The 17490-nt window shown below is 70.0% G+C and carries 21 protein-coding genes; 9 read left to right on the top strand and 12 right to left on the bottom strand.

The features are described 5' to 3' along the window. From VGN58_RS10620 to VGN58_RS10580, 9 genes are all read right to left on the bottom strand, one after another. Positions 1-573: a hypothetical protein gene (locus VGN58_RS10620; RefSeq protein WP_327483209.1), complete on the bottom strand. Its 573-nt coding sequence runs from the start codon at positions 571-573 to the stop codon at positions 1-3. Positions 574-672: 99 nt separating this feature from the next. Then, a complete protein-coding gene (locus tag VGN58_RS10615) occupies positions 673-1179 on the bottom strand; it encodes a nuclear transport factor 2 family protein (RefSeq protein WP_327483208.1) in 507 nt (168 codons plus the stop codon). Further along, entirely contained in the window at positions 1176-1400 is a 225-nt protein-coding gene (locus VGN58_RS10610; protein WP_327483207.1) for a hypothetical protein, read from the bottom strand. The genes VGN58_RS10615 and VGN58_RS10610 overlap by 4 nt, the downstream gene beginning before the upstream one ends. Positions 1401-1541: 141 nt before the next feature. Next, entirely contained in the window at positions 1542-2021 is a 480-nt protein-coding gene (locus tag VGN58_RS10605; RefSeq protein WP_327483206.1) for a group 1 truncated hemoglobin, read from the bottom strand. A gap of 1 nt (position 2022) precedes the next feature. Next, the gene (locus tag VGN58_RS10600; protein ID WP_327483205.1) at positions 2023-2895 is read right to left on the bottom strand and encodes a DUF3034 family protein; all 873 of its coding nucleotides are present in this window, start codon (positions 2893-2895) and stop codon (positions 2023-2025) included. Continuing rightward, a complete protein-coding gene (locus VGN58_RS10595; protein WP_414710779.1) occupies positions 2892-5240 on the bottom strand; it encodes a putative bifunctional diguanylate cyclase/phosphodiesterase in 2349 nt (782 codons plus the stop codon). The genes VGN58_RS10600 and VGN58_RS10595 overlap by 4 nt, the downstream gene beginning before the upstream one ends. Beyond that, entirely contained in the window at positions 5237-5875 is a 639-nt protein-coding gene (locus VGN58_RS10590; RefSeq protein ID WP_327483204.1) for a methylamine utilization protein, read from the bottom strand. Before VGN58_RS10590 ends, VGN58_RS10595 begins: the two co-directional genes overlap by 4 nt. A 243-nt stretch (positions 5876-6118) precedes the next feature. Then, positions 6119-7153: a nitronate monooxygenase gene (locus VGN58_RS10585; protein ID WP_327483203.1), complete on the bottom strand. Its 1035-nt coding sequence runs from the start codon at positions 7151-7153 to the stop codon at positions 6119-6121. Between the two features lie 105 nt (positions 7154-7258). Then, entirely contained in the window at positions 7259-7522 is a 264-nt protein-coding gene (locus VGN58_RS10580) for a hypothetical protein (protein WP_327483202.1), read from the bottom strand. Between the two features lie 195 nt (positions 7523-7717). On the opposite strand from VGN58_RS10580, the gene VGN58_RS10575 reads away from it, so the two are divergent. From VGN58_RS10575 to VGN58_RS10565, 3 genes are all read left to right on the top strand, one after another. Then, positions 7718-8089 carry a YciI family protein gene (locus VGN58_RS10575; RefSeq protein ID WP_327483201.1) on the top strand — a complete coding sequence of 124 codons (372 nt, stop codon included), beginning with the start codon at positions 7718-7720 and terminating at the stop codon, positions 8087-8089. Positions 8090-8108: 19 nt separating this feature from the next. Continuing rightward, complete coding sequence (locus tag VGN58_RS10570; protein WP_327483200.1) at positions 8109-8618, top strand: HIT family protein; 510 nt, start codon at positions 8109-8111, stop codon at positions 8616-8618. A gap of 461 nt (positions 8619-9079) precedes the next feature. Further along, the gene (locus VGN58_RS10565; RefSeq protein WP_327483199.1) at positions 9080-9427 is read left to right on the top strand and encodes a response regulator; all 348 of its coding nucleotides are present in this window, start codon (positions 9080-9082) and stop codon (positions 9425-9427) included. Between the two features lie 39 nt (positions 9428-9466). Here the strand turns inward: VGN58_RS10565 and VGN58_RS10560 are convergent, their stop codons facing one another. Continuing rightward, positions 9467-10411, bottom strand: a complete 945-nt coding sequence (locus tag VGN58_RS10560) for a LysR substrate-binding domain-containing protein (protein WP_327483198.1) — start codon at positions 10409-10411, stop codon at positions 9467-9469. A 136-nt stretch (positions 10412-10547) separates the two neighbouring features. Between VGN58_RS10560 and VGN58_RS10555 the strand changes: the two genes are divergently transcribed. Further along, positions 10548-10940 (top strand): RidA family protein, encoded by a 393-nt coding sequence (locus VGN58_RS10555; RefSeq protein ID WP_327483197.1) that lies wholly within the window; start codon positions 10548-10550, stop codon positions 10938-10940. A gap of 10 nt (positions 10941-10950) precedes the next feature. Here VGN58_RS10555 and VGN58_RS10550 read toward each other — a convergent pair whose 3' ends face one another. Then, positions 10951-11646 (bottom strand): aspartate/glutamate racemase family protein, encoded by a 696-nt coding sequence (locus VGN58_RS10550; RefSeq protein ID WP_327483196.1) that lies wholly within the window; start codon positions 11644-11646, stop codon positions 10951-10953. 152 nt (positions 11647-11798) lie between these two features. Between VGN58_RS10550 and VGN58_RS10545 the strand changes: the two genes are divergently transcribed. The 3 genes from VGN58_RS10545 to VGN58_RS10535 all read left to right on the top strand — a co-directional run bounded on the left by VGN58_RS10545 (position 11799) and on the right by VGN58_RS10535 (position 14471). Next, a complete protein-coding gene (locus tag VGN58_RS10545) occupies positions 11799-12134 on the top strand; it encodes a transcription initiation protein (protein ID WP_327483195.1) in 336 nt (111 codons plus the stop codon). A gap of 202 nt (positions 12135-12336) precedes the next feature. Then, positions 12337-13968, top strand: coding sequence for an acyl-CoA dehydrogenase family protein (locus VGN58_RS10540; protein WP_327484630.1), 1632 nt, complete (start codon positions 12337-12339; stop codon positions 13966-13968). Beyond that, positions 13965-14471, top strand: coding sequence for a L,D-transpeptidase family protein (locus VGN58_RS10535; RefSeq protein ID WP_327483194.1), 507 nt, complete (start codon positions 13965-13967; stop codon positions 14469-14471). Before VGN58_RS10540 ends, VGN58_RS10535 begins: the two co-directional genes overlap by 4 nt. Positions 14472-14483: 12 nt before the next feature. Here the strand turns inward: VGN58_RS10535 and fabR are convergent, their stop codons facing one another. Continuing rightward, on the bottom strand, positions 14484-15137 hold the full coding sequence (gene fabR, locus VGN58_RS10530) for an HTH-type transcriptional repressor FabR (RefSeq protein WP_327484629.1): 654 nt from the start codon (positions 15135-15137) through the stop codon (positions 14484-14486). Between the two features lie 102 nt (positions 15138-15239). On the opposite strand from fabR, the gene VGN58_RS10525 reads away from it, so the two are divergent. Both VGN58_RS10525 and VGN58_RS10520 read left to right on the top strand, forming a co-directional pair. Beyond that, positions 15240-16343 (top strand): ferredoxin reductase, encoded by a 1104-nt coding sequence (locus VGN58_RS10525; protein ID WP_327483193.1) that lies wholly within the window; start codon positions 15240-15242, stop codon positions 16341-16343. Beyond that, a complete protein-coding gene (locus VGN58_RS10520; RefSeq protein ID WP_327483192.1) occupies positions 16343-17488 on the top strand; it encodes an acyl-CoA desaturase in 1146 nt (381 codons plus the stop codon). Before VGN58_RS10525 ends, VGN58_RS10520 begins: the two co-directional genes overlap by 1 nt. The last annotated feature ends 2 nt before the right edge of the window (positions 17489-17490 follow it).

The following is a 17490-nucleotide window of genomic DNA, read 5'->3' as shown; positions in this document are numbered from 1 at the left end:
TCAGCGTTCTTCGCCTGGATGCGGCCGGGCGGCGACGTGGTACAGCCATGCCGACGCCAGCCAGGCCGCCGTGCAGACCAGCGTGAGCACCAGCATGAACAGCGCCGGCGTCTGCGTGTCCATCGATATCGCGATGGCGCCAGCGGCAACCTGCAGGCAGGACATGAGCGACAGCACCTGCGCCATGCCGCGCGCCTGCAGTCTCGATAGCGCGGCGCCGATTGCCCCGACCAGCAGTACCGCGGCGAACATCAGGTTCGCCGGATGCTCCGGTTCGTCGACGATGCCGACCGCCAGGCTCGCCCATACCAGCAGGAAGGCGGTGCCGATGGCCAGCAGGCTGGCCACCAGATAGGCCGGTGCGCGCGCCACGCGCACGACCGCCTCGAACGCGAGGCAGGCCACCAGCAGCATGGCGCCGAACAGCGCGAAATCGCGGCCGGTCCACGCGATCTCGTCGGTGAAACGCATCGCCACCCACGGCAGCGCCAGCAGGGCCAGCGCGCCGCCCCACGACAGCGGCCGAAGCACGCGCGTCCACGGTGCAACCGGCGACAGGGCAGGAGGGTTCATGGTCGGATCCGGAGGCCGGCAGGAGTGCCGGCCTGCAGGATCCGCCGTGCAGATGATGCGGCGACGGGGCCTGTGTGAAGTGGAGACGAAGTCCGGCGGTCAGGGCGCCGCGCGGTGCCCGTAGCTCAGCACGCGCGTGACCTGCCACTGGCCGTCGCGCTCGCGCCAGATCATCACGAAGTCCGCCTCGCCCGCACAGGTGGTTTCCGTCATCGCGCAGAAGCGGTGTCTGCCCTGGGCGATGGCGCCGAACCCCTGGATCGGGAACACCGCCAGCGTGCCCGGCACGCGTTCGCGCCGGTACTGGCCGCAGGCGTACTGGCGCGTGCGGCCGATCATCTCGTCGCGGGTCCAGGTGACGCCGCCGGTGTCGTGGTAGAACTCCACCGCCGGGTCGAAGTAACTGGCGTGCTTCGCCAGCTGCGCGGGATCGGCGCAGGTGTTGAAGGTCTCGAACAGCGCCGTGTCCAGCGCGTCGATCGTCTGTGTGAGCTGCTCCGGCGTGCGCCCGGCTGCAGCCGCGGAGTCCACCGCGCCGAACAGCAGCATGCTGCCCATCAGTCCCGACATCGCCGCCCGTGCGACGCGAGAACGCGCGATGCTCATGCCGACACCAGCCGTGCGCGCGGACGCCCGCCCAGCAGGCGGGCCGGCAGCATCAACAGCGCGTGCAGGAACGCGAACAGCGCCGAGAAGGTGATGCCGACCAGCCGGAACGGCAGCGACAGCAGCCAGACGAACGGCCAGGCCACCAGCGCCAGCACGGCGAGCGGCCAGCACAGGACGAACAGCAGGCACCAGGCGAGCAGGGCGACGAGGGTCTTCATGGGGTGGCTCCTTCAGCGGCCAGCGGATCACGAGGCGACCATCGTGGAGGCCCGTGCCCGCGCTCGCCAGCGCCCTGCGACGAATCGCCCGGCAGGCCGACGAAGCCGCCCGTCACCTGCGCGAATGGGCGCGTCCGGCGCTCAGGGCTGCGGCGGCAATAGCGGTGCCTCGGCCGGCGGCGGTCCGCGCCGCACCACGTCGCGCTGCATCGTCGCCAGCACGCGCAGCAGGCGGTTCTGGGTGGTGCGTGGCAGCTTGCGCTCGTCCATCGCCCACATCAGATCCTCGACCAGCGCATTGAAGTCGGCCTCGCTCACGGTCACGTGCTTGTGCGCCTCGGCCATCGGCTTGCCGGCGTAGGTGCAGGAGCCGCCGGACTGCACGCACAGGAATTCCACCAGCCGGTCGTTGAGGTGGATGATGTCGACGTCGGCGAAGTGGTGGGCGATGCGCGGATCGTCGGACACGCGGAACAGCAACGTCTCCACCAGCGCCTCGATGCCGCTGCGCTGTCCCAGTTCGCGGTACAGCGTGTCGTCGCGCGGCGGCGTGGATGCACAGCCGGCCACCGCCAGCAGGCCGGCCAGCAGCAGTGCGGTGGCGCTGCGCAGGATCGTCATCTCAGAAGCTCCACTGCACGGAGACGTACGCGCCGCGCTGGTCGTCCAGCGTGGCGATGCTGCCCAGGTCCGCCCACGCGCCGACCACGGCGACGCGCTTGTTGGGGAACCAGGCGATGAACACGTCGCGCCAGTCGTCCTCGCGGACGAAACCCAGGTTGTCGGGCTTCTGCCGGTACTCCACGCCGACCGCCAGGCGCGGATCCAGCAGCACCGCCGCCGATCCTTCCCACACCCATTGGCGGTCCGCGCGGCGATCGCCGCCGAAGCCGAGCAGTCCCGTCTGGTTGGCGCTGGTCGAGCGCAGCGTGGCGTTGAGCAGCAGTTGGTAGCCGCCGGCCGCATCGAGGAACAACTTGCTGGCGCTGACGGAGGCGTCGGTACCGTGGTCCTGGCGCGCACCCACCGCCAGCGGCAGCGCGCCGTCGCGCAGGCGCTTGTGCTGCACGCCCACGCTGATCTGCGGCAGGTGGTTGTAGACCAGGTCGCCGGCCAGTCGCACCTTCACGCCGTAGATGTCCTGTTCCAGCGCATCCCAGGGCAGCGCGAGCCGGCGCTGCAGTTCGCCCAGGTCGAACGACTGCCGCGCGAACGACAGTTCCACCCGGTTGGCGAACGTGTACGAGGCGCCGTACGCATCCAGCGCGTAGTCGCCGGTATCCACGCGCGTGTAGAAAGCGGCACCGCCGTGCTGCGTGTCGGTGCCGTAACCGGACAGCACCGCCCACGGCACGATGCCGCCGCCGGCCGCGCCTTCGATCTGGGTGGCGCCGCCGGTGGCCAGCAGACGTCCCTGGCCGGCGAGGGCGGGCAACGCCGGGAGCAGTGCGGCCAGCGCACAGGCCAGCGGCAGGGCGCGCAGGGCAGGGATCATGCGTCGGTTTCCAGCGTCAGGTCGCCGGCGGGCACCGCGGCTTCGCGACGGCGGCACCAGTCCAGCAGGTCGGCGCTGCCCAGTGGCGCACTGAACAGGTAGCCCTGCACCATGTCGCAGCGGTAGTGGCGCAGCAGGGCCAGCGCGCGGTCGTTCTCCACGCCCTCGGCGATCACCGACAGGCCCATGTTGTGGCCCAGTTCGATGGTGGAACGCACGATCACCGCATCGTCGCTGCCTTCTTCCAGCTGCATGACGAAGCTCTTGTCGATCTTCAGTTCGTCGACCGGCATGCGCTTGAGCTGCGCCAGCGAGGAATAGCCGGTGCCGAAGTCGTCGATCGCCAGCCGCACGCCACACGCCTTCAGCCGGTGCAGCATGCGCAGCGCGTATTCGATGTCCTGCATCAGCGCGCTTTCGGTAACTTCCAGGATCATCCGCGCCGCCGGCACGCCGTGCGCCGCCAGTTTCTGTTCGATGTAGTCCGGCAGGTCCGCGTCCAGCAGGTCCATCGCCGACAGGTTGACCGCCAGCCCCAGGTCCAGGCCGCCAGCGCGCCACGCGGCGTTGCACGCCATGGCCTGGTCCAGCACGAAGCGCGTCAGCTCGTGGATGAAGCCCGACCGTTCGGCCAGGGGAATGAACTCATCCGGCGCCACCGGACCGAGCACGGGATGGTGCCAGCGCACCAGCGCTTCCACGTGCTGCACGTGCGCGCTGGCCGCATCCAGCTTGGGCTGGAACTTCAGCGCCAGTTGTCCACCCGCGATCGCCTGCCGCAGGTCCGTCATCAGTTGCAGTTGCCGCAGGTGCGATTCGTCGCGTCCCGGCTGGTACACCGCCACCCCGCCATGCGCGGCCTTGGCGTCGTACAGCGCAATGTCGGCGCGGCGCAGCAGCGTGTCCGGATCGTCGCCATGCTGCGGATGGCAGGCCAGGCCGAAGCTGCCTTCCACTCCCACCCGGGTGCTGGACAGGTCCAGCGGCTGCTTCAATGCATGCCACAGCGCCTGCGCCCGCGTGCGGGCCGCCTCGCACGGCAGGCCAGGCAGCATCACCATGAATTCGTCGCCGCCCAGGCGCGCCACCAGTTGCGTGTCGTCGAGTGCCCCGCGCAGGCGCCGGGCGACTTCGCGCAGCACCTGGTCGCCGAACGCGTGGCCCAGGGTGTCGTTGATCTCCTTGAAGCGGTTCACGTCCATGACCAGCACGGCCACCTCGCCGCCGGCATCGATCGCCGCCTGCAGGCGGTCGTAGGCATGGCGGCGGTTGGGCAGCCCGGTCAGTCCATCATGGTGCGCCTGGTGCAGGATGCGCGCCTCGCGCGCGGCGATGTCGGCCTGCATGCGCCCGAGTGCGCCGGCCAGTTCGACGATCTCGCGGCTGCCACCGGAGGCCGGTGCCTGCGAATAATCGCCGGCCTGGATGCGCTGCGCCGCCTGCGCCAGCCGCGACACCGGCCGGCTGATGCCGCGCCCCAGCGCCACGGCCACGCCCACGGCCAGCAGCGTCGCCAGCCCGGACAGCAGCAGGATGCGCGAACGCAGCGTGCGGTACGGCGCCAGCGCGCGGTCGTACGAATCCAGCAACACCAGCCGCGCGTCGTCGCCGCGGGTCAGCGGATGCGAATCGGACAGGTAGTGGTCGCCGCCCACCGCCAGCTCGCGCACCTGGGCACCGCCCGGCGTCCACGCCGTGGCCAGCATCGCGCGCTGCTCGGCAGGCAGGGTGGCGGCATGCACGCGCGTGCCGGTGCCGCCGGTGGTGACGAAGGCGGCTTCCAGGCCGGTGAGGCTGCGGTACTGCTGCGCCAACGCATCGTCGTAGCGGCGGCCGACCGCCAGCCAGCCCACGCGCTCCGGCGCCAGCACCGGCAGCATCACCACCAGGTACAGCGCGTTCTCCACCACCACCGTCTGCAGGGCCACGCCTTCCTGCGCCGCCTGTCGCGTGAGGCCCGCCAGCACGTCCGTCGCCGGCGCCGCCATGCCGTCGGCGCTGGCCTGCCACCGGCCATCGCGGTCCAGCAGCCAGGCCAGGTCGGCGCCGATGCGGGTGCCGTGGTTGCCCAGCGCCGAGCGCAGCGTCGGCGCGTCGCCGCTGGCCACCGCCGCACGGAAGCCGAAGTCGTCCGCCAGCACCGAGGCCGAGGCGAGCAGTTGTTCGGAGCGGCTTTGCTGGAACTGCTCCCACACGCGGTGGCCCACGCTCAGTTCCTGCTCCAGCCGCGACGACACCGCGCGCTGGGTGGCCACCGTCACCACCGCGAACGTGGCCAGCTGCGCGGCCGCCACCACCGCGATCATCATCGCGATCACGCGCGTCTGGAAACGGCGGGGCTTCAAGGCGACGGGTCCTTCAGCTGGCGGAACTTCTGCTGCAGCGCGCGCAGCCGGTCGTTGCCGCGCACGTCGTCCTTGGTAGGCGCCAGCGCCACCTGCAGCGTCGCGGAGGTGCCCGCCGCCGGCACCACCAGCGTGCGCTCCAGCGGCGCACCGCTGCCGCGTACATGCCACACGCGTAGCGTGTAGCGGCCGGGCGGCACGTCCAGGGTCAGATGGCCGTCAGCGGCGGTCTTGCCGAAGTAGGGCGTGTCGAGCACCACGATGTGGCCGATCATCCAGTCGTGGATGTTGCAGCCCACCACCACCACGCCGGGCCGGTCGAAGCGGATCGGCGCGGCCTTGTTGCCCGAGTACAGCGGAATCTCGAACTGCCGTGGCTGCGAGAACGAATAGACGTGATGCTGGATGTTGTCGCGGTTGGGGAACGCCACCACCGTGCCGGCCTGCACCGGCAGCACGCCGGGCACGAAGGCCGAGTGCTGCTGGTCCATGCGTGCGGTGGCCGTGCGGGTCACCACCGGCGTCGCGCCATGCAGGCTGACCACGGCCTCGGCGACCGGGCCACCGGGGCTGCCCACCGCCAGGCGCACCTCGGCCGCGTGCGCGCCCGATGCCAGGGCCAAGGCCAGCAGCATCCCCGACCACGCCCTTCCCGCGTGCCCCTGCACCTGCATCGTGTTCCCCTGTCTGATCCAAGCCTTTCAAGCAAATCGCGTGCCATGCACTGCGCCCCGTCACGACGCGTGCCGCGCGCGTCGGGCCCCGTCGCATGGGGCGGGGCCGCACCGGATGCGGCTGAAACTGACGTTACGCGTCATGGCGGCAGACGGATGCAGCCCGTCGGCATCCCGCGTACGCGGTCCGGCGGCCGGGATCCCTCAGTCCACGCCCATCAGCAGGCGCGTGACCTGCGCGGCATCGCGTCCTGCCAGGGTGCCCGGGCGAGCGCCGGACCACAGTGGCGAGAAATCGTCCACGCCCCGCGCCTCGGCGGTGGCGCGCAGCGGCGCCAGCGCCTGCGAGGCCCACGGGAAGGCGGGCGGCAAGGACGACAGCGGTCCGAGTTCGCGCATCAGGCGGTTGACCAGGCCCCGGGCAGGGCGGCCGCTGAACAGGTTCGTGATTGCCGCCTCGCGCCCCGGCGCGCGCAAGGCGGCGCGATGCACGGGCGAGGTGGTGGCCTCCGGGCACAGCAGGTAGGCGGTGCCGGCCTGCACCGCGCTGGCGCCTGCCGCCACCAAGGCCTGCACGTCGGCGCGGTCGCCGATCCCGCCGGCGGCGATCACCGGCACCGTCAGCGCCTTCGACAGCGACGCCACCAGCGTGCGCGTGTCGGGTTGCCGGGCCAGATCGTCGGACAGGAAATGCCCGCGGTGGCCTCCGGCCTCGGTGCCCTGCGCGATCACCGCATCCACGCCATGGCGTTGCAGCCACAGCGCCTCGTCCTGCGTCGTCGCCGACGACAGCACCGTGGCGCCCCAGCCCTTGATGCGCGCCAGCAGCGCGGGGTCGGGCAGGCCGAAGTGGAAGCTGACGATGCGCGGGCGGTAGGCCTCCAGCAGATCGACGGTGGCCGCATCGAGCGGGCGCCGCGCGCCGGCCGTGGAAGGCGCGGGCGGCGCGATGCCGTACTCGGCGTAGTACGGGGCCAGCGCCTCGCGCCAGCGCTGCTGGTCGGCCACCTCCGGTTCGGCCATCGCGTGGCAGAAGAAGTTGAGGTTGACCGGCTGTGGCAGCGTCGCGAATACCTGCAGCGCGGTGTCCAGTTGCGCCGACGACAGCATCGCGCAGGGCATCGAACCGAGGCCGCCGGCAGCGGTGACGGCGATGGCCAGCGCTTCGTCCTGCACACCGGCCATCGGCGCCTGGATCAGCGGCAGTTCGGTGCCGAACAGCGAGGCGAGGGTGGTCATGGCGACAGCTTACGTGGGTGTGGAGCTGCCCGGCAGGGACCTGGTGGTGGAAAACCTCGACCTCCGGCATCGCGTGTCTTCGAACCTCCAGGTGGCGCTGTCTCCTCAATCCGGCGTGTGGAAGTCGGCCAGCGCGATGCCATCCACCGTGAGCAGGCGGTCCAGACGCACCCGCTCGCCGGTGGCGAGCTCAGCGTATTCAATGCCGTCGTGGGCCGACAGGGTGACGATGCGGGTATCGCGCTGTTGCGGCAGGCCGGCGTCATCCAGGAACCGGATGACGACCGTGGCACGCCGGGTGGCGGTGGCTTCCAGCACGTCGTGGAATTCGCAGTCGATGGGTACGTAGGGTGCGGGCGTGTCGGGCATGGCGGGCATTCGTGCAGGGAGGGGCAGGCAGCATGATGAATGTCGCGGTGCGTGTCCTGCAGCATCGTGCGGTCCATCGCAGGGCGGAAACGGCGAGCGCGGTCGTACCATCGACGCAGTAAGCTGCCGGCCGACACGCGTCGATTCCAGGCTGACCGCTTCGTCGCCCGTACATCACCCCGCAAGGACATCCTGATGAAATACCTCGGCCTGGCCTATTTCACCCCCGAGAAGTTCGCGGCCATGCGGCCGGAAGCGGTCGAGGCGCTGGTCAGCCAGTGCCCCGCACTGGACAAGCGGATGCGCGCCACCGGCAAGGTGCGGATGGCCGCCTCGCTGGGCGACCAGGACGGCTGGAAGACGCTGCGTCCACGCAACGGCAGCACCCAAGTCAGCGACGGCCCCTACACCGAGGCGAAGGAAGTGGTGGGCGGTCTGTTCGTCATCGATGCGGACAGCCCCGAGGAGGCGGTGCGGATCGCCTCGCTGCATCCGGCCGCCACGCTGGGCGAAGAGGGAGGCTGGGCCGTTGAGCTGATTCCGATGGAGTTCCATGTCGAGGGATGAACAGGACGGGAGGCGGCACATGATCCAGCTTCCGACACGGGAGCCCTGCGATCTCTGCGTGGCGGCGCGCGACGAACCGTGGAAGATCATCGACGAGGGCGAGCACACGCTGACGGTGATCAACCCGTGGCAGTTCGAGGCCGGCCAGTGCTGCGTCATCACGCGCCGGCACGTCGCCACGCTGCTCGATCTTTCCGCGCCGGAGTGCGCGGCCATCCTGGTGGCGGCCAAGCGCGTGGCCGAAGCCCTCGTCGGCGCCTATCGGCCGCTGGGCATCCTCACGTTCCAGAACAACGGCGTGTACAGCGGTCAGGAAACGCCGCACTTCCATTTCCATGTCGTGCCCCGCCAGCCGGGCAGCGACTGGGGCATCGGGCCGCCGCAACTGGCCACCTTCGATGGTGCCGGACGACCGCGCGGCACCGCGCACGATCCTGCCAACGATGCGGCACGCATGGCGCGCGTCCGCGTGTCGGCCGAGGTGCTTGCCGAACGCGTGGAGAGGATCCGCGCGCATCTGCCGCCGTAGGTGGAGAACAGGCCGCATCGTGTTCACGTGCAGCGAGAGCGATCCACGTGGCGCGTGCAGAGCCGCAGGCGAAAGCCTTGAATGCCGTCAGTGATGCATGCGCTCCCGGTATGCTCCGCGAACCCGGGCTACGTATCCTGCGCTCAAGGGCAGACCGCCACGGCGCCTCCCGACCTCCCGTTCGTGGTGAGCTCGTCGAACCACGCTGTTCGCAGCAGGTATCGATCTGCTGGAGCTGCCGACGGCACGCAAAGTAGCGTGGTTCGACAGGCTCACCACGAACGGGATCCCACGTAGTCCGGTAAGCGAGGCGCATCCGGGAATGCGTCGGGTGATGCGTGTCCCCGGGTTTCGCTGCGCTCTACCCGGCTAAGGATCTCCAACCGAGCGATGGCGCGCTGCGCAACACCCGCGCCACGGGTTCACGCCGGCTTCGCGCGTCGCTGCGGCACAGTCTGGCCATGACCCATCTGAACATCCTCTACGTCGACGACGACGACACCCATCGCGCCATGGTGGCGGAGGCCATCGCGGTGGCCGGACATACGGTGACCCAGGCCGGCACTGCTACCGCAGCGCTCGACCTGCTGCGGCAGGGACGCTACGACTGCGTCGTGACCGACTACTGGATGCCCGACATCACCGGCGCTGCGGTCGCGCAGGAGGCGCGCGCGCTGCACCCGTGGGCGACGGTGTGCGTGGTGTCGGGGCACGACAAGCACGACATGGTCGGCCTGCCGCCCGGCACCCTGCTGATGACGAAGCCGTTCAGCGTGCCGCTGCTGCTGGATGTGCTGACGCCGCGGTAGACGCAGCGCGGTCCCGGCGCCGTGGATCGGACGCGCGCGTCATGTCGGCCGATCTTCCCGTGATCGTGGTGGCTGGATCGCCGGTGCGTGCTGCGCCAACAGGTCCACGATCCAGTCGATGAACACGCGCAGCTTGCGGCTGACATGGCGGCTGGGCGGGAAGGCCAGGTACATCGGCATCGGTGCCAGGTGCCAGTCCTCGAACAGCGGCACCAGTTCGCCGCGTTCGACGGGCGCGTGCGCCATGTACTGCGGCAACCACAGCACGCCCAGGCCCGCCAGGCCGGCGGCGAGATAGGCGTTGCCATCGTCCACCGACAGCACATGCCGGCCCTGCACGCGCAGCTGTTCGTCGCCACGCTGCATCGCGTACGCCGGCAGGGCGCCGCTACGCGCGCCGCGATAGCCGACGATGCGGTGCGGATCGTCTTCCAGTGCCTGCGGATGCGCGGGCGTGCCGACCCGGGCCAGGTAGGCGGGTGCGGCGTAGATCCCGAGCAACAGGTCGCCGACATGCCGCGCGCGCAGCGAGGGATCGGTGAGTTCGCCGCCGCGCACCACGCAGTCCACGTTCTCGTCGATCAGGTCCACCTTGCGATCGCTGGCGCCCAGGTCCAGCTGGATCTCCGGATAGCGCGCATGGAACGCGGGCAGCGCCGGCACCAGCACCAGGCTGGCCAGCGGCCCGGGCACGTCCACGCGCAGGCGACCGCGCGGAGATGCCGAGGCCGCCGACAGGCTGGTCTCGGCATCGTCCAGGTCGGCCAGCAGGCGCACGACGCGCTCGTAGTACGCGGCACCGTCGGCGGTGACGTTGACCTTGCGCGTGGTGCGGTGGAGCAGCTTCACCCGCAGGTGCGTTTCCAACTGCTGCACCAGCTGCGTCACCCGCGTGCGGCTGGCCTGCAGCGTGTCGGCCGCCTTGGTGAAACTGCCGGTCTCGACCACGCGGACGAAGGCCTGCATCGCCTCGAGGCGGTCCATGCGGATTCCTGGGGGGAAGGGGATTGTTCCGATTCTACAAACAGTGATCCCCGGATCGTCGTCTGTATCCCCACCGGGGCGCGGCCTACAGTGGCCGCCAGTAGCGGGGCCGCCGGTCCCGACAGGAGATTCCCCCATGAACACCCGTGACGTCGTCTTTCCCGCAGGCCGCCATGCCCTGTACGAGCAGCACCGCTATTCCCCGGCCGTGCGCGCCGATGGTTTCCTGTTCGTGTCCGGACAGGTGGGCAGCCGCGAGGACGGCACGCCCGAGCCGGACTTTGAAGCGCAGGTGCGGCGGGCCTTCGCCAACCTGCAGGCCACCCTGCAGGCCGCGGGCTGCGGGCTGGACGACATCGTCGACGTGACCACCTTCCACACCGATCCGGAGCGCCAGTTCGACACCGTGCTGGCGGTCAAGGACGAGATCTTTCCGCAGGCGCCGTATCCCACCTGGACCGCACTCGGCGTGAACTGGCTGGCCGGCTTCGATTTCGAGATCAAGGTCATCGCCCGCCTGCCGCGCTGAACCCGCTCCGTCACTCCGCCAGTGCCGCCTCCACCGCGGCGCTGGCGTGCAGGGCAGTGGTATCGAACAGCGGCACGCGCGCGTCCTGTGGCCCCACCAGCAGGCCGATCTCGGTGCAGCCGAGGATGATGGCATCCGCGCCGCGGACCACCAGCTCATCCATGATGCGGCGGTAGGCCTCGCGCGCTTCGTCGCGGATGATGCCCCGGCACAGTTCGTCATAGATCACGTCGTGCACCACGGTACGGTCGTCCGCGTCCGGCACGATCACCTGCAGGCCATGCGCCTGCTGCAGGCGCTGGCGGTAGAAGTCCTGCTCCATGGTGAAGCGGGTGCCCAGCAGGCCGACGGTGCGATGTCCTGCGGCGGTGATCGCCGCGCCGGTGGCATCGGCGATGTGCAGCAGCGGAATCGATACCGCGGCTTCGATCAGCGGCGCCACCTTGTGCATGGTGTTGGTGCACAGCACCAGCAGGTCGGCACCGGCCGCCTGCACGCGGCGCGCCGCATCCGCCAGGCACTCGCCGGCGGCGTCCCAGTCGCCCTCGCGCTGCAGCTGCTCGATCTCGTGGAAGTCCACGCTGTACAGCACCACGCGCGCCGAATGCAGGCCGCCGAGCCGCGCCTTGATGCCCTCGTTGACCAGGCGGTAGTAGGGCAACGTCGATTCCCAGCTCATCCCGCCGATCAGGCCGATCGTCTTCATGCGTGTCCCGCCCGCCGCTGTGGTCGTACGCGGATTATGCGGGGCCGCGCGCGCGGGAGGGTTGAGCGTTTCCGTGGGTGAGGGTAGGTTGGCTTGCACGCGGCGTCATGCGCCACGCCTTTCCGCCGTTTCCGCGCCGCAGAGGATGCCCGATGAAATACCTGATCTCCTTCCCCAGTGCCGCCATGCGGGTCTCGGGGCTCGCGCTGGACGCGGCCGGTCGCGATTCCCGCGCGGTGATCGCGGCGGCGAAGGTCGCGGGCGTGTACGTCTTCGGCGGCGGCATCGACGAGAGTGTGCCGCCGGTGCGGGTGTCGGGCGACGGACAGGTGGCCGAAGGCGGGTATCCATGGGCGCCGCCACTCGATGGCGGGTTCTGCGTGCTCGAGCTGCCGACACGCGCCGAGGCCATCGCCTGGGCGGCCCGCATCGCTGAGGCGTGCTGCGATCAGGAGTTGCGGGTCTTCATGTTCGATCCGGCATCGTGACGCCGCGCGCTACTCGGGTTGGAACGGCATCGGTCGTGATCGCACTGCCCTGAACGTCTTGGACACGGATCGACACCAGGCAATACCAGTGAACCTGCGTGTCGATCCGCCGCCCTCCACCCGGTCCGCGTCCCTCGTGCGATCGGTGCGTGGCGAACTGCGTTCCCATTCGTAGGAGAATGCCGGCATGCAGCGGGAGACGATGATGGACGACCTTGCTCCGTTCGATACGCATCGCGTGGACAACCAGCCGCCGCCGTTCGAGCCGCGCGACCTGTGGGCGGACGACGTGGCGATGCGCGAGGCCGTGGCACGCGCAGGGGGCGAGGCGTTCGCCGTCCGGCTCGCCGGTTACGGTGCGTTGGCGGGCGATGAACTGTATCGGCTCGGCTTCGACGCCAACCGCGACCGTCCGCGCCTGCGCACGCACGACTGCACCGGGCAGCGCATCGACACCGTCGAATTCCATCCGGCTTACCACCGGTTGCTGGCAGTGGCGAAGACGCACGGCGTTGCCGGGCTGTCGTGGCACGAGCCGGTCCCGGGTGCGCATGTCGCGCGTGCGGCGCTGAGCTACCTGCATCACCAGGCCGAAGCGGGCACCAGCTGTCCGCTGACCATGACGCACGCCGCCGTGCCGGTCCTGCAGCGCGAACCGGGCCTGCACGACTGGGCGATGAAGGCCGCCGCACCGCACTACGATCCCCGCGACGTGCCCATCGCCGACAAGGCCGGCATCACGCTGGGCATGGGCATGACCGAGAAGCAGGGCGGTTCGGACGTGCGGACGAACGCCACCACCGCCACGCCTGCCGACGACGGTACCTATGCGCTGGTGGGGCACAAGTGGTTCTTCTCCGCGCCGATGTGCGATGGCTTCCTGGTGCTGGCGCAGGCGCCCCGTGGGCTGACCTGTTTCCTCATGCCGCGTCGCCTGGACGACGGCCGGAAGAACGCGTTCCGCCTGATGCGGCTCAAGGACAAGCTGGGCGACTGGGCGAACGCCTCCAGCGAAGTCGAGTTCACCGGTGCGCGTGCCTGGCGTGTCGGCGATGAAGGTCGCGGCGTGGCGACCATTATCGAAATGGTGATGCTGACGCGGCTGGACTGCATGTTGGGCTCCGCCGCCGGGATGCGGATGGCCCTGGCGCAGGCCGTGCACCACGCGCGTCATCGCGTCGCGTTCGGCAGGCCGCTGGTCGAGCACGCATTGATGCGCAACGTACTGGGGGACCTGGCGCTGGAATCGGAGGCCGCCACCGCCTTCGCCGTGCGGGTGGCGGGCGCGGTCGACGCGGCGCGGCGGGATCTGGACGAAGCGGCCTTCGCCCGCGTCGCCACGGCGGTGGGCAAGTACTGGATCTGCAAGCGAGCGCCCGCGTTCGTCAACGAAGCGCAGGAATGCCTGGGCGGGGCGGGGTACGTGGAGGAATCGATCCTGCCGCGGCTGTACCGGCAGGCGCCGCTCAATTCGATCTGGGAAGGCAGCGGCAACATCCAGTGCCTCGATGTGCTGCGGGCGTTGTCGCGCGAGGCCGGCGCGCGCGAAGCGATCGCTGCCGAGCTGGCGTCGGCTGCCGGCAGGGACACGGTCTATGACACCTTCGTCGATCGCCTGCACGGCGACCTCTCGTCCGCCACCGAGGTCGGCGCGCGCCTGATAGTGGAGCGGGTGGCGTTGGCGTTGCAGGCGGCCGTGCTGCTGCGTGCCGGCAGTCCTGCAGCGGCGCTGTTCGTGCGCAGCCGGCTGGGCGGTGCGCATGGGCTCGCATTCGGCACCTTGCCCGACGATGCGGACACCGGTGTGCTCCTGGCCCGGGCGCTGCCGGCATGACGGCATGGCGCTGGACGCTGATGGTGCTCGCGACCTTCGGCCTGTCGTTGCACGCGCGGGAACCGGCGCGATGGCCGCCGCCGTTGCTGCCCGCTGCCCAGCAGGCGGACGCGATCCACGTCCACAAGGCGCAGCGTCGCCTGGACCTGCTGCGTGCAGGCCGCGTCATCGCGACCTATCGCATCGTGCTGGGCAGCGCGCCGGTGGGGCACAAGCGGCAGCAGGGCGACCGGCGCACGCCGGAGGGCGACTACCGCATCACCTACCGCAATGACCGCAGCCGCTTCCACCTGTCGCTGCGCATTTCCTACCCGAACGACGCTGACCGGCGGCAGGCGGTGGCGCGTCGCGTCGATCCCGGCGGCGACATCATGATCCACGGCGCGACGCCACCCGGTTCGCAGGTGGATTGGACCGAAGGCTGCATCGCGGTGACGGATGCGGAGATGGAGGCCATCTGGCAACGTGTGCCGGTGGGCACGCCGATCCGCATCACGCCCTGAGCAGGTCGCCGGTCAGCGGGCTCCGCCGCGCGACAGCGCACGGGAACCGGTGATGATCAGGCGGACCATTTCCGACAGCTGCTCGATCAGTTCCGGATCCTTTTCCGGCGGCAGGTCCATCGCGGTGGCGCCCATGGCGAAGACCAGGCGGGTGATCGCCTTGGAGACCAGTGCGGGCTCGTACAGCGGCGCGTTGTCGCGCGCGGCCAGCCGGATCAGGTCGATGCACAGCTCTTCCTCGAAGAACTGCAGTTCGCGTTCCACCGCGTGCTTGAAGGCGTCCGAGCCGACATTGCCTTCGCGCAACAGCACGTGCAGCAGCTTGTCGTCGGCGCGCAGCTGTTCCATGAACGCTTCCACCGATCCGCGCACCACGCTGCGGTCGCTGCTGGTGGCACGGTGGCGCGCCTCACCGATGATCTTGCGCAGCGAACGGCCGGCCAGATCGATCAGCGCCACCGCCAGTTCGTCCATGTCGCGGAACTGGCGGTAGAAGCTGTTCGGCGCGATGCCGGCCTCGCGGGCGACCTCGCGCAGGCTCAGGGAGGAAACGCTGCGGTGCGGGCCGACCAGTTTCAGGGCGGCCGCCATCAGGTCTTCGCGCGAAATGGACGCCTTGCGGCCGGGGCCGTGGTCGTCCTGGAGCTGCGGTTGCGGGTTGGGGATCACGCGAGGGCGCCGGGCATACGGAGGAGTAGGGGCATCATAGCCCCGTAAATTAATATACAAGTGTATACACACGCGTCTTCACAGGGGTATAGTGAGGCCATGAATGCTCAGATCCGTCCGACCCCCCGCCGGCCCGGTCCCCTGAAACGCCTGATCCGGCCGCTCGTGAAGCCGGACATCTTCGATTTCTGGGCCACCCGCTTCCATCGCACTTGGACCTGGGAGCGGCCGCTGGCGCGGCTGGTCGCGCGCGAACCGGCCTCGGCCGATGCCGTGACCCTGCTGTTCAAGCCCAATCGCCACTGGGCCGGCCATCGCGCCGGCCAGCACGTGAACCTGGGCGTCGAGGTCGACGGCGTGCGCCTGACCCGCAGCTACAGCCTGACCGCGCCGCCGCGCGCGGACGGCCTGCTGCCGGTGACCGTCAAGGCGATCGAAGGCGGCAAGGTCAGTCGGCACCTGTGCCGGGACGCCCGCATCGGCGACATCGTCGACCTGGGCCAAGCCTTCGGCGAGATGACGCTACCGGCATCGCCCGGGGGTGCCTTCCTGCTGCTGGCCGCCGGCAGCGGCATCACCCCGCTGATGGCGCTGGTACGCGAACTGGCCGGGCAGGGCATGCCGGCCGACCTCACGCTGCTGTACTGGGTGCGCCGCCGCGAGGAAGCCTGCTTCCTCGACGAGTTGCGCATGCTGGCGGCCCGCCATCCACGCTTCCACTTCCGGCTGCTGCTGACCCGTGACGCTGCCGCGGCCCCGGATGAAGCCGAAGGCCGCATCGACGATGCCCTGCTCGCCCCACATGCGGGCGACCTGTCGGCGCAGCAGGTGATGGCGTGCGGCCCCGGCGGGTTCGTCGAAGCCGCCCGCGGGCTGGTGGCTTCGCGGGTCGCCGCGTTCCGGGCGGAAGCGTTCACCGCGCCGCCGGTCACCGTGGTCGACGAGGGCGAGGTCGACATCCGCCTGCAACGCAGCGGTCGCACGCTGCGCGTGCCGCGCGGCGAATCGCTGCTGGTTGCCCTGGAGCAGCACGGCTTCAAGCCGCCGAGCGGCTGCCGCATGGGCATCTGCAACACCTGCGCCTGCGGCAAGTCCGCCGGCAGCGCCCGCCACCTGCCCAGTGGCGAACTGATCCACGAACCCACCCAGGCGCTGAAGCTGTGCATCCACAGCGCCGCCACCGACCTCGAGCTGGACCTCTGATGGGCTCTTCACGCAACCGCACACTCACCGCAGCCGAACTCGACCGCTTCGGCGAGGAACTGGACGCGTTGCGCGCGCGCACCGTGGCGACCCTCGGCCAGCGCGATGCGCGCTACATCCGCAACGTGGTCAAGGCGGTGCGCTACACCAACCTGGGCGGGCGCGCGCTGCTGTTCGCCGCGGCGATCGCCGGCGGCCTGTGGCTGGCCGACAGCGCGGTGGGCTGGCTGTTCTGGGTGCTGTGGGCGCTGGGCGCGCTGTCGCTGGGCCTGGGCAAGATCCTGGAGAACATGGAGCTGGGCCACAACGTCATCCATGGCCAGTACGACTGGCTGGGAGATCCGCAGCTCAACGGCAAGACCTACGACTGGGACATCGTCGGCACCGCCGACAACTGGCGGCACACCCACAATTTCCGCCACCACACCTACACCAACGTGCGCGGCCTGGACGACGACATCGGCTACGGCCTGCTGCGCATCTTCCCCGAGCAGAAGTGGCGTCCGTTCTACCTGCTGCAGCCGGCCATCGCGGTCGTGTTCGCGCTGCTGTTCCAGTGGGGCATCGCCATCCAGGATCTGAAGCTGGGCCGCTGGTGGAGCGGCAAGATGTCCGCCAGGCAGCTGCGCCAGAAGTCCGCGCCCGTGGTGCGCAAGATGGGCAAGCAGCTGGCGAAGGACTACGTGATCTACCCCGCGCTGGCCGGTCCGTTCTTCCTGCCGGTGCTGCTGGGCAACATGGTGGCCAACGGCCTGCGCAACGTGTGGACGTACGTGATCATCTTCTGCGGGCACTTCACCGCCCATGCGGAAACCTTCCCGAAGGAATGCATCAAGAACGAATCGCGCGGCCACTGGTACCTGCGCCAGCTGCGCGGCTCGTCCAATCTGCGCGGCGGATTCCTGATCAACGTGCTGTCGGGCAACCTGAGCCACCAGATCGAGCACCACTTCTTCCCCGACGTGCCGGCCAACCGCTACGCCGAAATGGCCAGGGAAGTACGCGCCATCTGCGCGCGCTATGGCCAGCACTACAACACCGGCACGCTGCTGACCCAGTTCGGCCAGGTGTGCTGGCGGATCGTGCGGCACGCCTTCCCCAGCCGGCCGCGCCGGCTGCCGGTGATGGCCGACGCCGCCGCGTAACG

Origin of the sequence: Pseudoxanthomonas sp. (genome assembly GCF_035999195.1) — a bacterium.
Lineage (GTDB): Bacteria > Pseudomonadota > Gammaproteobacteria > Xanthomonadales > Xanthomonadaceae > Pseudoxanthomonas_A.
Note: the sequence above shows the minus strand (reverse complement) of the source record. Positions and strands in the feature narration are given on the sequence as shown.

Bases quoted from the DNA above. Each gene is read 5' to 3' on its own strand.
- VGN58_RS10620 (WP_327483209.1), bottom strand. From the start codon at position 573: ATGAACCCTCCTGCCCTGTCGCCGGTTGCACCGTGGACGCGCGTGCTT.
- VGN58_RS10615 (WP_327483208.1), bottom strand. From the start codon at position 1,179: ATGAGCATCGCGCGTTCTCGCGTCGCACGGGCGGCGATGTCGGGACTG.
- VGN58_RS10610 (WP_327483207.1), bottom strand. From the start codon at position 1,400: ATGAAGACCCTCGTCGCCCTGCTCGCCTGGTGCCTGCTGTTCGTCCTG.
- VGN58_RS10605 (WP_327483206.1), bottom strand. From the start codon at position 2,021: ATGACGATCCTGCGCAGCGCCACCGCACTGCTGCTGGCCGGCCTGCTG.
- VGN58_RS10600 (WP_327483205.1), bottom strand. From the start codon at position 2,895: ATGATCCCTGCCCTGCGCGCCCTGCCGCTGGCCTGTGCGCTGGCCGCA.
- VGN58_RS10590 (WP_327483204.1), bottom strand. From the start codon at position 5,875: ATGCTGCTGGCCTTGGCCCTGGCATCGGGCGCGCACGCGGCCGAGGTG.
- VGN58_RS10585 (WP_327483203.1), bottom strand. From the start codon at position 7,153: ATGACCACCCTCGCCTCGCTGTTCGGCACCGAACTGCCGCTGATCCAG.
- VGN58_RS10580 (WP_327483202.1), bottom strand. From the start codon at position 7,522: ATGCCCGACACGCCCGCACCCTACGTACCCATCGACTGCGAATTCCAC.
- VGN58_RS10575 (WP_327483201.1), top strand. From the start codon at position 7,718: ATGAAATACCTCGGCCTGGCCTATTTCACCCCCGAGAAGTTCGCGGCC.
- VGN58_RS10570 (WP_327483200.1), top strand. From the start codon at position 8,109: ATGATCCAGCTTCCGACACGGGAGCCCTGCGATCTCTGCGTGGCGGCG.
- VGN58_RS10565 (WP_327483199.1), top strand. From the start codon at position 9,080: ATGACCCATCTGAACATCCTCTACGTCGACGACGACGACACCCATCGC.
- VGN58_RS10560 (WP_327483198.1), bottom strand. From the start codon at position 10,411: ATGGACCGCCTCGAGGCGATGCAGGCCTTCGTCCGCGTGGTCGAGACC.
- VGN58_RS10555 (WP_327483197.1), top strand. From the start codon at position 10,548: ATGAACACCCGTGACGTCGTCTTTCCCGCAGGCCGCCATGCCCTGTAC.
- VGN58_RS10550 (WP_327483196.1), bottom strand. From the start codon at position 11,646: ATGAAGACGATCGGCCTGATCGGCGGGATGAGCTGGGAATCGACGTTG.
- VGN58_RS10545 (WP_327483195.1), top strand. From the start codon at position 11,799: ATGAAATACCTGATCTCCTTCCCCAGTGCCGCCATGCGGGTCTCGGGG.
- VGN58_RS10540 (WP_327484630.1), top strand. From the start codon at position 12,337: ATGATGGACGACCTTGCTCCGTTCGATACGCATCGCGTGGACAACCAG.
- VGN58_RS10535 (WP_327483194.1), top strand. From the start codon at position 13,965: ATGACGGCATGGCGCTGGACGCTGATGGTGCTCGCGACCTTCGGCCTG.
- VGN58_RS10525 (WP_327483193.1), top strand. From the start codon at position 15,240: ATGAATGCTCAGATCCGTCCGACCCCCCGCCGGCCCGGTCCCCTGAAA.
- VGN58_RS10520 (WP_327483192.1), top strand. From the start codon at position 16,343: ATGGGCTCTTCACGCAACCGCACACTCACCGCAGCCGAACTCGACCGC.